Annotated in this window: 10 protein-coding genes; 3 read left to right on the plus strand and 7 right to left on the minus strand. The window is 64.9% G+C overall.

Features of this window, described 5'->3' with window-relative positions; translation table 11 throughout:
* Positions 1 to 134: 134 nt before the first annotated feature.
* Complete coding sequence (locus EO156_RS01745) at positions 135 to 1,688, minus strand: alginate export family protein (RefSeq protein ID WP_029828445.1); 1,554 nt, start codon at positions 1,686 to 1,688, stop codon at positions 135 to 137.
* Positions 1,689 to 2,069: 381 nt separating this feature from the next.
* On the opposite strand from EO156_RS01745, the gene EO156_RS01750 reads away from it, so the two are divergent.
* The gene (locus tag EO156_RS01750) at positions 2,070 to 2,432 is read left to right on the plus strand and encodes a PadR family transcriptional regulator (protein WP_003485401.1); all 363 of its coding nucleotides are present in this window, start codon (positions 2,070 to 2,072) and stop codon (positions 2,430 to 2,432) included.
* Positions 2,429 to 3,346, plus strand: coding sequence for a sensor domain-containing protein (locus EO156_RS01755; RefSeq protein ID WP_003485399.1), 918 nt, complete (start codon positions 2,429 to 2,431; stop codon positions 3,344 to 3,346). Before EO156_RS01750 ends, EO156_RS01755 begins: the two co-directional genes overlap by 4 nt.
* Positions 3,347 to 3,470: 124 nt before the next feature.
* Here EO156_RS01755 and EO156_RS01760 read toward each other — a convergent pair whose 3' ends face one another.
* Both EO156_RS01760 and EO156_RS01765 read right to left on the minus strand, forming a co-directional pair.
* Entirely contained in the window at positions 3,471 to 4,814 is a 1,344-nt protein-coding gene (locus tag EO156_RS01760; RefSeq protein WP_015472356.1) for a polyhydroxyalkanoate depolymerase, read from the minus strand.
* A 301-nt stretch (positions 4,815 to 5,115) separates the two neighbouring features.
* A complete protein-coding gene (locus EO156_RS01765) occupies positions 5,116 to 5,718 on the minus strand; it encodes a class I SAM-dependent methyltransferase (RefSeq protein WP_011050894.1) in 603 nt (200 codons plus the stop codon).
* Between the two features lie 74 nt (positions 5,719 to 5,792).
* Here EO156_RS01765 and EO156_RS01770 point away from each other — a divergent pair, with 74 nt between their 5' ends.
* Complete coding sequence (locus EO156_RS01770) at positions 5,793 to 6,239, plus strand: CopD family protein (protein ID WP_003485394.1); 447 nt, start codon at positions 5,793 to 5,795, stop codon at positions 6,237 to 6,239.
* A 205-nt stretch (positions 6,240 to 6,444) separates the two neighbouring features.
* On the opposite strand, the gene EO156_RS01775 is transcribed toward EO156_RS01770, so the two are convergent.
* From EO156_RS01775 to dnaE, 4 genes are all read right to left on the minus strand, one after another.
* Positions 6,445 to 6,945 carry a hypothetical protein gene (locus EO156_RS01775; protein WP_078585611.1) on the minus strand — a complete coding sequence of 167 codons (501 nt, stop codon included), beginning with the start codon at positions 6,943 to 6,945 and terminating at the stop codon, positions 6,445 to 6,447.
* A gap of 41 nt (positions 6,946 to 6,986) precedes the next feature.
* A complete protein-coding gene (locus EO156_RS01780; RefSeq protein ID WP_016849943.1) occupies positions 6,987 to 7,742 on the minus strand; it encodes a tetratricopeptide repeat protein in 756 nt (251 codons plus the stop codon).
* 57 nt (positions 7,743 to 7,799) lie between these two features.
* Complete coding sequence (locus EO156_RS01785) at positions 7,800 to 8,759, minus strand: acetyl-CoA carboxylase carboxyltransferase subunit alpha (RefSeq protein WP_005924942.1); 960 nt, start codon at positions 8,757 to 8,759, stop codon at positions 7,800 to 7,802.
* A 159-nt stretch (positions 8,760 to 8,918) separates the two neighbouring features.
* Complete coding sequence (gene dnaE / locus EO156_RS01790; protein WP_016849942.1) at positions 8,919 to 12,509, minus strand: DNA polymerase III subunit alpha; 3,591 nt, start codon at positions 12,507 to 12,509, stop codon at positions 8,919 to 8,921.
* Between the last annotated feature and the right edge of the window lie 130 nt (positions 12,510 to 12,639).

Genomic DNA, 12,639 nt, shown 5'->3' on the forward strand with positions numbered 1-12,639 from the left:
CGCATGACGCATGCGGCCTTGTTCGCTGTCATCGGCATGCTGCACGTAAAAACAACATGCCGCGTCCTTGCGGGACGCGGCACGTGATGACGCCACTGTATGTTGGAGATGGACAGCGCACCCAACCGCTGTGTTCAGAAGCGGAAGTTCAACCAGCCCATCACGAAGGTCGAATCGCCGTAGCCGGCCTTCTCCAACGCCGGCCCGGCCATCAGATGTTCGGCGCGGAAGGTCACCGACCAGTTCGGGTCGATGTTCCAGGTGGCGTTGATGCGCGGCATGGTGCCGATGCGGCGCTCGCCGGTGTTCTGAGTGCGTGCGTAGGCGCGCGCCTGGTTGTTGTAGATCGCATCGCTGGTGGTCTGGCGCCACAGCGTTTCCCACTCCAGGTTCACGGTGAGCTTGGAGGTCGGCGAGAACGTCAACGTCGGTGCGGCAGTGACCAGGTTCACCGGGCCGAAGAACGTGGCCCAGCTGAAGTAGATCGTGTTGCCGTACAAGAAGTTGTTGTTGCGCAGCGTGCCGGTGCCGGAGGTGCCGCCGCCACCGGACGCGATTTCGCTATGGAAGCCCAGGCGCGGCTTCCAGCCCGATTCGCTCAGCGACCAGGCGTTGGAGGTACTGGCCATGTAGGCGCGCAGGTCGCGTCCGCCGAAGCTGCCGCGCTGCACGGTCACGAACGAATCGGTGCGCAGCCTGCCCACGTTGCCCCACAGGCGCAGACCGTAGTAATTGCGGTTTTCTTCTGCGGTCTGACGGCCCCACACCTGGTTGTCGTTGCGGAACTGATAGAAGAACGGCTCCAGGTACATCGGCTTGGCCGTCGCCAGGCGGTAGCCACCGACCACGCCGCGAAAGTGCCGCGAGCGGTCGATGCGATCATCGCCGAGGCCTTCGGTGCCATCGATGTTGAAATTGAAATCGAACAGGTCAACACGCGTCCTGTCGCCGACTGCCCAGGCGCGCGCGCCGTTGAAGGTCACGAAGATATCGGTGTTGTCGCGCAGCGCCATCAGCGTGGTCGGGCCATCGACGAACACCTGACGTCCGACGCGCAGGCCGGTGTCGGCGCTGCCGATACGGCCTTTCACGTCGAAGAACACCTGCTGCAGGATCGCGTTGTTTTCCTGTGTGCCGGTCTTGGTCCCCTCGTTGCGCCCGTCCAGGCTGCCATGCGCCAATTCCGTGTACAGACGGAAGTGCTCGCCCACATGGAAGTCCGCACCGAAGAAGGCGCGCAGCAGATACTGCTGCTGCGAGTGGCTGCCGGGAATCAGGCCCGGATTGGTGATGGTATTGCTGCGCACGCGCAACTCGTTGCTGAGCGACACATACACATCGCCGTCGTCGTTGAGCGGGATGTACTTGAGCGGATCGAACGGACTCTTGCGCTTGGACGGATCCTTCAGGTACGACCAGTCTTCGGCCCAGCGCACCTGCCACATGTTGCCGCCTTGTTTGGCGCCCCACCCCTGCGCTTCGAGCGGATAGCCCTTGGCGGTCGCCGGTGCGGCGGTGGCCGGCGCTTTCGCTGGCTCGGCCACGACCTGTTCGGCGTTGGCCGGGGCCGGTTGCACCTGCGCAAAACCCAGTGCGGGCAGCGCCAACCCAATCGCAAGGCACAGGCGCCGGGTGGCACCAAAGGAAGTTTCAGCCATGGCCGGCTGCGCCAAGCGTGTCATTTGCATCGTGTTCCCCGTCGAAAGTGAAAACCCCTAGGCGAAAGGTATCGGCAGGGGGGGATACCGACTGTAGTAAAGCCGTGCCAGAAAGGCAGTAACCCAAAGGTTCTAAGCTCATGAACGCACTGGGTTGACGCAGGCGGGCGCTAGTGGGGCGGGGAGTCGGGACTCGGTATTGGGGATTCGCAACGGCGGCGCTGCGTCCTGCGGTGGAGCTCGCTGCGATGCTGACAATGACTCAAGCAAGCTCGCGACCACGCCTTTGTTTTTGCTTTCGCGAATCGCGAATCCCCAATCCCGACTCCCCAATGCCCGTCCATGACTACCGGCACATTCACTATAGCTAGGTTCTACATAGCATCATCTTCAACCTAGCGGAGATGGCCGATGAGCGAGGCGGATGTCCACCTACGCAAATTTCAGAAGGAACTGAGCGCGGGCACTGTGTCGCTGGCCTTGCTGGCTGTCCTGGCGCAGGCCGATGCACCGCTGTACGGCTACCTCATCGCCAAGCGGCTCGAGCGTCTGGAAGGCGTGCTCAGCGGCAAGCAAAGCGCCCTGTACCCGGTGCTGCGCAATCTGGAAGGGGCCGGATTGCTAGAGAGCCATGTCGAGCCCTCGGCCTCCGGGCCGCCGCGGCGGTATTACCGCATCACCGAGAGCGGGCGTGACTGCCTGCGCGACTGGACCGCCGCCTGGCGTGCCACCCGAGATTCTGTTGATTCAGTGCTGGAGGGGAACCACTCATGAACACGATTGCACAGGCACGTCCGTTGCCGACCACCATTGGCGATTACCTGCTGCAGCTGCGCCAGGCGCTGGCCGGGGCAGATCCGGCAATGATCCAGGACGCGCTTTACGACGCCGAAGACTATCTGCGTTCCGAACTGGCAGAACAGAAAGGCAAGAGCGAGGCCGAGGTCATTGCCGGCGTGGCCAGCAGCTACGGTGCGCCGGAGGAAGTGGCGGAGATCTACCGCGAAACCGAAGTGACCGTGGCACGCGCGCTGCGCCCCCCGGTGCCACCGAAGCGGGCATCGTGGATCGGCACGTTCTTCGGCGTGGCCGCCGACCCGCGCACCTATGGCGCATTGTTCTACATGTTGCTGTCGCTGCTTACCGGGGTGTTCTATTTCACCTGGGTCGTGACCGGCGCCAGCCTGTCGGTGGGGATGTTGATCCTGATCATCGGCGTGCCGCTGCTGGTGTTGTTCTTCGGCTCGGTGCGGGTGTTGTCGCTGGTGGAGGGCCGCGTGGTCGAAACGCTGCTTGGCGTGCGCATGCCGCGTCGCCCGCAACACCCGGGCCTGCAGGGCGGTTGGCTGCAGCGCATCGGCGCGATGTTCACCGACGCGCGTACCTGGAGCACGATGCTGTACTTCCTGCTGATGCTGCCGCTGGGCATTCTCTATTTCACCGTGTTTTGCACGCTGCTGTCGCTGTCGTTGGGCCTGGCCGCTTCACCGATCGCGGTGTTGTTCGACAACGTCGCAGTGCTGACCTGGGATGGGGTGGACATCACCAGCGCCTGGCTGACGCTGCCGTTGTGCGTGGTGGGCGTGCTGTTGTTGTTCGTTACGCTGCATCTGGCGCGCGCGTTCGGCACGTTGCACGGCATGTTCGCCAAGCAGCTGCTGGTCAAGGGCGGAGAGGCGGCGGCGTGATGCGCCTTCCAAGATGTCGGTATGCGCAGGGTGGTGGTGCTTGCTCGCTGGCATGACCGCTCTGGCGGCTGCAGGCAGACCGAGATGAAAATCCCCGGCATTGCCGGGGATTTTCTTGGGTAACTCAGGCGCGTTTGCCGCGTTTGCGGATCGGGGTCACGGTGGCCAGGTCGCGGCTGCCGACCGGATCCGCATCGTAGCGCGCGATGAATTCGCGGACCTGCGGATACACCACCTCGCGCCAGCGGCGGCCGCTGAAAATGCCGTAGTGACCGGCGCCTTCAACGACCAGATGACGACGGTGCGCCGCGTCGATGCCGGTGCACAGATCGTGCACCGCCTCGGTCTGGCCGAGGCCGGCGATGTCGTCCAGTTCGCCTTCGATGCTCAGCAACGCGGTCTTGCGGATCGCCGATGGCTTGACCAGCTGGCCGTCCACTTTCCACTTGCCCTGCGGCAGCAGAAACTCCTGAAACACCACGCGAATGGTGTCCAGGTAATACTCGGCCGGCATGTCGAGCACAGCGTTGTATTCGTCGTAGAACTGCCGATGCGCCTGCGCATCCTGCAGATCGCCCTTGACCAGATCGGTGTAGAAATCCCAGTGCGACATCACATGCCGGTTCGGGTTCATCGACAGGAAGCCGGCGTGTTGCAGAAAGCCCGGATACACCTGGCGGCCATGGCCCGGATACGGGAACGGCACGGTGTGGATCAGGTTGTTCTGGAACCACTCGATGCCGTTTTCCGTGGCCAGGTTGTTGACCTGGGTGGGGCTACGACGCGCATCGATCGGCCCGCCCATCATCACCAGCGAGCGCGGCGTGGGCTCGTCGTTGCTGGCCATCAGCGACACGGCCGCCAGCACCGGCACGGTGGGCTGGCACACGCTCACCACATGCAGGCGCTCGGCGCCGATATGGCGGATGAACTCCTGGATGTAGGTGATGTAGTCCTCGAGCCGGAACGCGCCGGCTTCCAGCGGCACCATGCGTGCATCCACCCAATCGGTCACATAGACCTTGTGGTTGCGCAGCAGGGTGCGCACGGTGTCGCGCAGCAACGTGGCGTGGTGGCCGGACAACGGCGCAACCACGAGCACGGCGGGCTGCTCCTTCATCTTGCCGATCAGTTCGACGTGGTCGCTGAAACGCTTGAAGCGCAGCAACCGGCAGAACGGCTTGCTCAGCACTTCGCGTTCGATGATCGGCAGCGAATGACCATCGACCTCGACATCGTCGAGCGCCCAGGCCGGCTTTTCGTATTCCTTGCCCAGACGGTGGAACAGCTCGTTGCTGGCGGCCATGCGCTCGGCGCCCGGGAGCGATGCCCACAGGCTGTCCGGGTCGGAAAACATCTTGGCGTTCGCCTGGGCCTGATGCACCCAGGGGGCTAGCAGATTGCGGGTCAGCTCATGCAGTTGATAAAGCATTCCACCCATCCGTGCGGTTTTGCTGCCGCGCAGCATACCGGTTTTGGCGCATTTGCACCTTAATGAGGCTGCGAACAGTTGAGGCTGTCACGGCGTGGTGGCCGCCGTCTCTAAACGAGAAACCGGCTTGCCTGCCAGGCGCGACGACAGGATCTGCCCACTACGGATGCGTGCCTCTGGAACGCCAGCGCAGCTCATGTGGGCAGCGGCCCGGAGCGGGGGTGAAGACGCTGGGCGACGTCCCTCGACCCAGCAATGGAGGTGGAGCCACCCAACCGTTCTTCTGTCCAGGCGACGCAGTGACCGGATGCGATGCTCGCTGGCAACCACCTCCCGGTCAGCCGCGCTCCAGCGCCGATGCCTGGTCAGCCAGCTGCGGCGACAGCCAGCAGTGCGACCCCAGCGCAGCGAAGCCCACGCTGGCGAAGCGTTTGCGATACCAGCGCGCCGGTCGCGCCTGGAAGCCGTCGTGATCGCCCTCGAACGCATCTTCTTCGGCGAAGGCTTCCAGGAACGCAACGCCTGCGCACATCTCGGCCAATCCGGGCAGGCCCTGATTGAATTCGCGGGTGGGCACGTAATGCAGTACGTCCGAGCAGATCAGCAAGTCCACCGGCGCGCACGGGCGCAGCCAGGCGAAATCGCCGAAGCGGGCGGGGTGGATCTGGCGGCTGCGGCCATAGCGCTGCACCGCATAGGCGCTGCTGTCGAAACCCAGATAACTCAGCTTCGGCCGCAACGCCAGCAACGGCGCGCGCCACGCGGCTTCGCCGCAGCCGACGTCGAGCACGCTGCGGATCGGCCGTTCCAGGTAGTACTCGGCCTGGGTCACGGCGAGTGCGACCTTGCGTCGCAGGCGTGCGGGGTCGGCAAGGCCGGCATCGCGATACCAGCGGCGGAAATAGTGGGCGTCGTAGTGTTTGGGGTCGGACTGCTGCATGGACGTCGGCTGCTTTCGCGTGCGCGGATAGGTGAAAATGCGGGCCATCCTACGCGAGCCAGCGGAGCCAGCGCATGACCCTGTATTTGTGGATCAAGACCTTCCATCTGTTGTTCGTGATCGCCTGGATGGCCGCGGTGTTCTATCTGCCGCGCATTCTGGTCAACATCGCCGAAGCCGGCAGCGACACTGCGGTGCGCGCGCGCCTGGTGTTGATGGGGCGGCGACTCTACAAATTCGGCCACAGCATGCTTGGTCTGGCGCTGCTGCTGGGCGCGGTGCTATGGCAGGGCTACCGGGTCATTCCGGATTTCCCGACGATGGTCGCTGGCGGCTGGCTGCACGCCAAGCTGTTCGCGGTTGCGTTGATCCTGGCGCACTACATCGTGGCCGGCCGCTGGGTCAAAGGCGCCGAACAGGGGCGTGCAGTGCCCAGCGGTCGGGCATTGCGCTGGTTCAACGAAGTGCCGGTGATCCTGCTGGTCGGCGTGATCTGGCTGGTGCTGGCCAAGCCGTTCTGAGCGCATTGCGCACCGCACCTGCGCACGCCTGACGGTTTCGGCGCGCAGGTGACAGAGCTGCCACTGCTGAAAAAAATGCGGGGCCTTCCGGTATCCCGCCGCGAATGCCTGCGGTGCCTTATCGTTGGGACGGCCAGTGACGTCGAGATGTGCGCGCCGGGCAAGGGTCGATGAATCCTGGAGGCTGCGCTGGAGCGATGTGAGCTTATGCACCTGTCGGGTGTTGCTTGCGCAGCATCTCCAGATACCGTTTCTGGTGTCCGGCAAATCCCTTCTTGCCGTATAGCGCGTAAATTTTGCCGAAGGCAGCACAGGCGCGTGCCTCATCTCCGAGCTGCAGCATCGCTTCGCCTTCGGTCATCAGCACAAGATGGTCGGTGTGGTCTGGGTCGTCGTACATCAGCGCCATCACCTCGAGCCATCGATGCACGTTTTCCTGATCGTGCAGGTCGGCGTAATCCTTGACGAAACTTGCAGACAGGCTTTGCGGGTAATAGTCCCAGTTCGCTTTGGGTTCGGGGATCAGCGCCCAGGCCTGTAATCCCAGGGCGAGCGATTCGGCCAGGGCGCCGCTGCGAAACCGCTGAGTGGATTGCTCCAGCAGATGATCGATCTCGGCTCTCAGAACTGCCTCGATTTCGGGCTTCCTTTGCACGGTGATGGCCTTGATCAGGTTGCCAAGCGATTTGTTGCCGAACGATTCAATGCATGTGGCCTGCAGCTGCGCGAGCGCCTTGTTGGCTGCTCTCAGGCGCCGGTATCCAGTTCGCGCAGGCCCTTGCGCGCCAGGTCGACCCAGGCGCGTTGCTCGCGCTGGTAATGCTTGGGCGAGGCGGCGGCGTGACGCAGCACCTGGTCGTACACCGCCCTGGCCTGGTCATTGCGTGCGATGCGCTGCAGCAGTTGTGCATAGCGCACGCGTGCTTCTTCGCCCGGATAGCCTTGGGCCAGCGTGTCGTACTCGTGCAGCGCAGCGTCGGTGTCGCCACTGCCTTCGACCGCGCGTGCATACAGCAGGTGCCCGTCATGCGAGCGGAAGCTGGGGTTGGCTGCGATCAAGGCATCCAGGGTCTGCCGCGTCTGCTGCGGTTGGCCCAGCCCGAACTGCGCCTTGGCCAGGCCGAGCATCAGGTGCGGATCGTCGCGATAGAGCCCACGCAAGGCCCCCTGGTAATGCTCGGCGGCCTGGGCGTAATCGCCGCGCGCCAGCAACGTCTCTGCGAGCTGGCGGCGATTTTCCGGAGTGTCGGCCACATCCAGCCGGCGCGAGGCGTCGCGCTGTTCGCGCTGCGGGTCCAGGGTACTGCGCACGCGCTTGAGGCTGCGGCGTGCGTTGGGGTGGTTGCGCAGATCCGGGATGACCGCCACGCACACATAGACCAGCACCGCCAGCAGGGAAAACGCCAGCAGCAGGAAGATCCAGTACAAGGGCCGCCCGCTGCGCACGACGTGGACGCAGCAGGCGGCTTGCAGCAGCAGTGAGATCAGCAGGAGCGGAGACATGCAGGTGTGGCGTCCTTTCCATGGCCGCGCACTTGGCGCGGCCGGCCTTCGTGCGAATCAATGCCCTTCGTAGGCACCATAGCTGCGCAGCCGCTCGTAGCGCTGCTGCAGCAACGTATCCACTGGAATCTTTTCCAGCGCGTCCAGCTCGTTGAGCAGTACCGCTTTCAGGCGCTTGCCCATCTGTTCGGGATTGCGATGCGCACCGCCGGTGGGTTCACGGATCACCTTGTCGACCAGGCCCAGGCCTTTCAGGCGCTTGGCGGTCAGACCGAGCTGTTCGGCGGCGTCCTTGGCCTTGGCCGCGTCCTTCCACAGGATCGAGGCGCAGCCTTCCGGCGAAATCACCGAATAGGTGCCGTATTCCAGCATCAGGGTGCGGTCGCCCACGCCGATCGCCAACGCGCCGCCGGAGCCGCCTTCGCCGATCACGGTGCAGATCACCGGGATTTTCAGCTCGGCCATTTCCAGCAGGTTGCGCGCGATCGCCTCGGACTGGCCGCGCTCCTCGGCACCGATGCCCGGATACGCGCCGGGCGTGTCGATGAAGGTCAGCAGCGGCAGGCGGAAGCGTTCGGCCAGCTTCATCAGGCGCAAGGCCTTGCGGTAGCCCTCCGGGCGCGGCATGCCGAAGTTGCGTGCCACCTTGGTCTTGGTATCGCGGCCCTTCTGGTGCCCGATGATCACCACCGGGCGGCCGTCGATACGGCCCAGGCCACCGACGATGGCCTTGTCGTCGGCGTAGGCGCGGTCGCCGGCCAGTTCCTGGAATTCGTCGCAGATGGTGTTGATGTAGTCCAGCGTGTACGGGCGCTGCGGATGACGCGCCAGCTGCGAGACCTGCCAGGCCGACAGATCGCGGAAGATCTGCGCGGTGCGCACGCGCAGCTTGTCGCGCAGCGCACGCACTTCGGTCTCCACGTTGACCGCAGGCCCGGTACTGGCCTTGCGCAGTTCCTGGATCTTTGCTTCCAGATCGGCGATGGGTTGCTCGAAGTCGAGGTAGTTAGGATTCATGCAATGGCGTCGTCAACGTAAGGCGGGGAGTGTAGCTGAAGCGCTGCCTTCGGCCCGTACGGGGGCGTTGGGAGCGGAATCGGGAATGGAGAATCGGGAATCAGAGCAAGGTATCCGGCCGCCGCGCTTTTGCGATTCCCCATTCCCGATTCCCCATTCTCACGCCCACGGAGGGCTGTACTTGATCTTCACCGTCCGCACCGCAGGGTCTGCGCGCAGGCTGTCCATCAGCTGCTGGTCGATCCGCACCGAGTGGTTGCCGTTGAGGTCGAGCATGCCGGCCACACCGCCGCTGGGCGCGCGCAGCAGCAGGTCCAGGCGCAGGGGCGTCTTGCCGGGGCGGTGCTTGGCCAGCAGGGCGTCGATGCGCTTGAAGGCCTGCTTCTCGCGCAGGTCCAGGCGCAGCGACAGCCGCTGCGCGTGGTCGGCGCAGATCTGCTCGTAGTCCCAGCACTGGCGGATGCGCAGGCTGTAGCCGCCGTTGAATTCGTCCTCGCGCAGGCCGCCCTTGACGATCAGGATGCGGTCGCGGGTGAGCAGGTGGCCGAACTCGGCCATCGCGTCGGAGAACGCGCTGCATTCGACCCGGCCGCGGCCGTCTTCGAGCTGCACGAACACCTGGCTGTCGCCCTTGCGGCGCACGCCGACGACCTGGCCGGCAAGAATGGCGCCGACCTCCGGGCGCCAGGCGCGTTTTTCGCCATCGCCGCCGCCCCCACCGCCACCACGCTGTTGCGAGGCCAGGATCTTTTCCAGCGCACCCAGGTCGCAACCGACCAGCTCGCGGACTTCTTCGCGGTGCGGGTCGAACGGGTGGCCGCTGAGGTAGAAGCCCAGCGTTTCGCGCTCGCCGGTGAGCAGCTGGCCCAACGGCCATTCCTTGCTTTCGGGCAGGTCCAGGCGCATCACCGGTGCGCTCGGGTCCGGCCCGCCGAACAGCGAGTTCTGCCCGGAGGCGCGCTCACGCGCCATCTGCTCGGTGGCCTTCATCACCTCCGGCAACTGCAGCATCAGCGAGGCACGGTTCTTGCCCAGGCCATCCATGGCGCCGGCATTGATCATCGCTTCCAGCGTGCGCCGGTTGAGCTTTGCGGTGCCCACGCGCGTGCAGAAATCCAGCAGCGTGGTGTAGGGGCCGCCGCGCTGGCGTTCTTCGACGATTGCCTCGCAGGCGCCCTGGCCGACGCCCTTGATCGCGCCCAGGCCGTATTGGATGGTGTCCGGGCTGGCGGCCTCGAACATGTACGCCGACTCGTTGACGCGCGGTGGGTTGACGGTGAGGCCGAGGTTGCGCACCTCATCCAGAAAGCCCACCACCTTGTCGGTGTTGTCCATGTCCGAGGACAGCGTGGCGGCCATGAATTCGGCTGGGTAATGCCGTTTCAGCCACGCGGTCTGGTAGCTGACCAGCGCGTAGGCGGCGGCGTGCGACTTGTTGAAGCCGTAGCCGGCGAACTTCTCCATCAGGTCGAAGATTTCATCGGCCTTGGCTGCGCTCACGCCGCCCTTGGCCGCACCTTCGCGGAAGATCTCGCGGTGCTTGGCCATTTCGGCCGGCACCTTCTTGCCCATCGCGCGACGCAGCAGGTCGGCGCCGCCCAGCGAATAATCGCCGACGATCTGCGCCATCTGCATCACCTGCTCCTGATACACCATGATGCCGTAGGTGTCTTTCAGGATGACTTCGGTGCGCGGATCGGGGTAGACGATCTCCTGCTGGCCGTGCTTGCGCGCGTTGAAGTCCGGGATCAGGTCCATCGGGCCAGGACGGTACAGCGACACCAGCGCGATCAGGTCTTCGAAGCGGTCCGGGCGCGCGTCCTTGAGCAGGCGGCGCATGCCCGAGGATTCGAACTGGAACACCGCACCGGTATTGCCCGAGGCGAACACGCCCTTGTAGGTGGGCACGTCGTCGAGCGGAATGGCGGTGATGTCGACCGGGTCGATGCCGGCGCGCGCATGGCGCACGTTGATCGCCTTGACCGCCCAATCGATGATGGTCAGCGTGCGCAGGCCGAGGAAGTCGAACTTCACCAGGCCCACCGCCTCGACGTCGTCCTTGTCGAACTGGGTCACCGGGTTCTTGCCGCGGCCGTCTTCGTCGTGTTCGGCGAACAGCGGGCAGAACTCGGAAAGCGGATCGGGCGCGATCACCACGCCGCCGGCGTGCTTGCCGGCGTTGCGGGTGAGGTCTTCGAGCTGGCGCGCCAGATCCATCAGGTCGCGCACGTCGTCTTCGACCTGGTAGCGCTGGATCAGATCCGGCGAGGCCATCTCCGAGTCCTTGCCTTCGCCCATCGCGTCCTTGAGCGTGATGCCCAGGATGTTGGGGATCAGCTTGGCCACGCTGTCGACCAACCCATACGAAAAGCCCAGCACGCGGCCGGCATCGCGCACCACCGCCTTGGCGGCCATGGTGCCGTAGGTGATGATCTGGCTGACGCGTTCGCGGCCGTACTTGCGCGCCACGTAGTCGATGACTTCGTCGCGCCGGTCCATGCAGAAGTCGATGTCGAAGTCGGGCATCGACACGCGCTCTGGATTCAGGAAGCGCTCGAACAGCAGGTTGTACGGCAGTGGGTCCAGGTCGGTGATCTGCAGCGCCCAGGCCACCAGCGAGCCGGCACCGGAACCGCGGCCCGGGCCGATCGGAATGCCCTGGTTTTTGCCCCACTGGATGAAGTCGGCCACGATCAGGAAGTAGCCGGGAAAGCCCATCTTGATGATGGTGTCCAGCTCGAATTCGAGCCGGTCCACATAGTCCTGGCGGGTCTTGCCCGGCGCGATCGGGTTCTTTTCCAGGCGTGCGGCCAGACCCTGTCGCGACTGGCTGCGGATCCAAGTGTCCAGCGTTTCGTCTTCCGGCACCGGGTAGGCGGGCAGGAAGTAGGTGCCCAGGCGCATCTCGATGTTGCAGCGCTGCGCCAGCGCGTGGGTGTTGTCGATGGCGTCGGGGATGTCGGCGAACAGCGCCGCCATCTCCTCGCTGGACTTCATGTATTGCTGGTCGCTGTAGTCGCGCGGGCGCTTGGGATCGTCCAGCACGCGGCCGGAGGAAATGCAGACGCGCGCTTCGTGCGCATTGAAGTCGCTGGCGTACAGAAAACGCACATCGTTGCTCGCCACCACCGGCAGCCCGCGCACGCCCGCGGCGTGCAGCGCGAACTGGTTGAAGCGTTCCTCGCCATCGCGGCCGGTACGGGTGAGCTCCAGGTGCAGGCCATCGCCGAACACGCGCTGCCAGTCGGCCAGCTGTTGCTCGGCCAGATCTGCGCGGCCCTCGTTGAACAGGCGCCCGGCCAGGCTGTCGCGGCCGGCCAGCGCAAACAGGTTGGCGTGCCCGGCCTGCAGCCATTCCGGATGGATCGCCACGCCGCCTTCGGGGCGGTGGCCTTCCATCCAGGCGCGGGTGAGCAGCCGCGACAGGCTCAGGTAGCCTTCACGGTCGCGGCACAGCAGGGTCATGCGCCACGGCGTCATGTCCGGCGTGGCGATCATCACGTCGGCGCCGGCGATCGGCTTGATCCCGACGCCTTCGGCGGCCTTGTAGAACTTGACCAGCGCGAACAGGTTGTTGAGGTCGGTGACTGCCAGCGCGGGCATGTCGAGTTCGACTGCCCGGCTCAGCAGGTTGGCCTGCTTGGCTTTTTTCGGGTCAGCCTGATCCGGTTTCTCGGGCACACGGATGGTGGAATCCGCCAGCGAGAACTCGGTGTGGACGTGCAGATGGACGAAGCGGGAAGTGGACATGCGGGACCGGAATAATGCGCGGTCAGGGTACCGGCGGGGGCGGGGGCGAACAAGGCTTGACAGCGGGGGGCGGGACCCGGGACCGGGGACCCGGAAGGGCGGTCAATCGCGTGCTGGGCCGGCGCTGCAC

The organism is Xanthomonas sp. DAR33341 (genome assembly GCF_003992815.1).
In the GTDB taxonomy this organism is placed as follows: Bacteria; Pseudomonadota; Gammaproteobacteria; order Xanthomonadales; family Xanthomonadaceae; genus Xanthomonas; species Xanthomonas cissicola.

What these genes read in the sequence shown, in the direction of transcription:
- EO156_RS01745 (WP_029828445.1), bottom strand. Translation starts at nt 1,688, where the DNA reads ATGCAAATGACACGCTTGGCGCAGCCGGCCATGGCTGAAACTTCCTTT.
- EO156_RS01765 (WP_011050894.1), bottom strand. Translation starts at nt 5,718, where the DNA reads ATGCAGCAGTCCGACCCCAAACACTACGACGCCCACTATTTCCGCCGC.
- EO156_RS01755 (WP_003485399.1), top strand. Translation starts at nt 2,429, where the DNA reads ATGAACACGATTGCACAGGCACGTCCGTTGCCGACCACCATTGGCGAT.
- EO156_RS01770 (WP_003485394.1), top strand. Translation starts at nt 5,793, where the DNA reads ATGACCCTGTATTTGTGGATCAAGACCTTCCATCTGTTGTTCGTGATC.
- EO156_RS01760 (WP_015472356.1), bottom strand. Translation starts at nt 4,814, where the DNA reads ATGCTGCGCGGCAGCAAAACCGCACGGATGGGTGGAATGCTTTATCAA.
- dnaE (WP_016849942.1), bottom strand. Translation starts at nt 12,509, where the DNA reads ATGTCCACTTCCCGCTTCGTCCATCTGCACGTCCACACCGAGTTCTCG.
- EO156_RS01785 (WP_005924942.1), bottom strand. Translation starts at nt 8,759, where the DNA reads ATGAATCCTAACTACCTCGACTTCGAGCAACCCATCGCCGATCTGGAA.
- EO156_RS01780 (WP_016849943.1), bottom strand. Translation starts at nt 7,742, where the DNA reads ATGTCTCCGCTCCTGCTGATCTCACTGCTGCTGCAAGCCGCCTGCTGC.
- EO156_RS01750 (WP_003485401.1), top strand. Translation starts at nt 2,070, where the DNA reads ATGAGCGAGGCGGATGTCCACCTACGCAAATTTCAGAAGGAACTGAGC.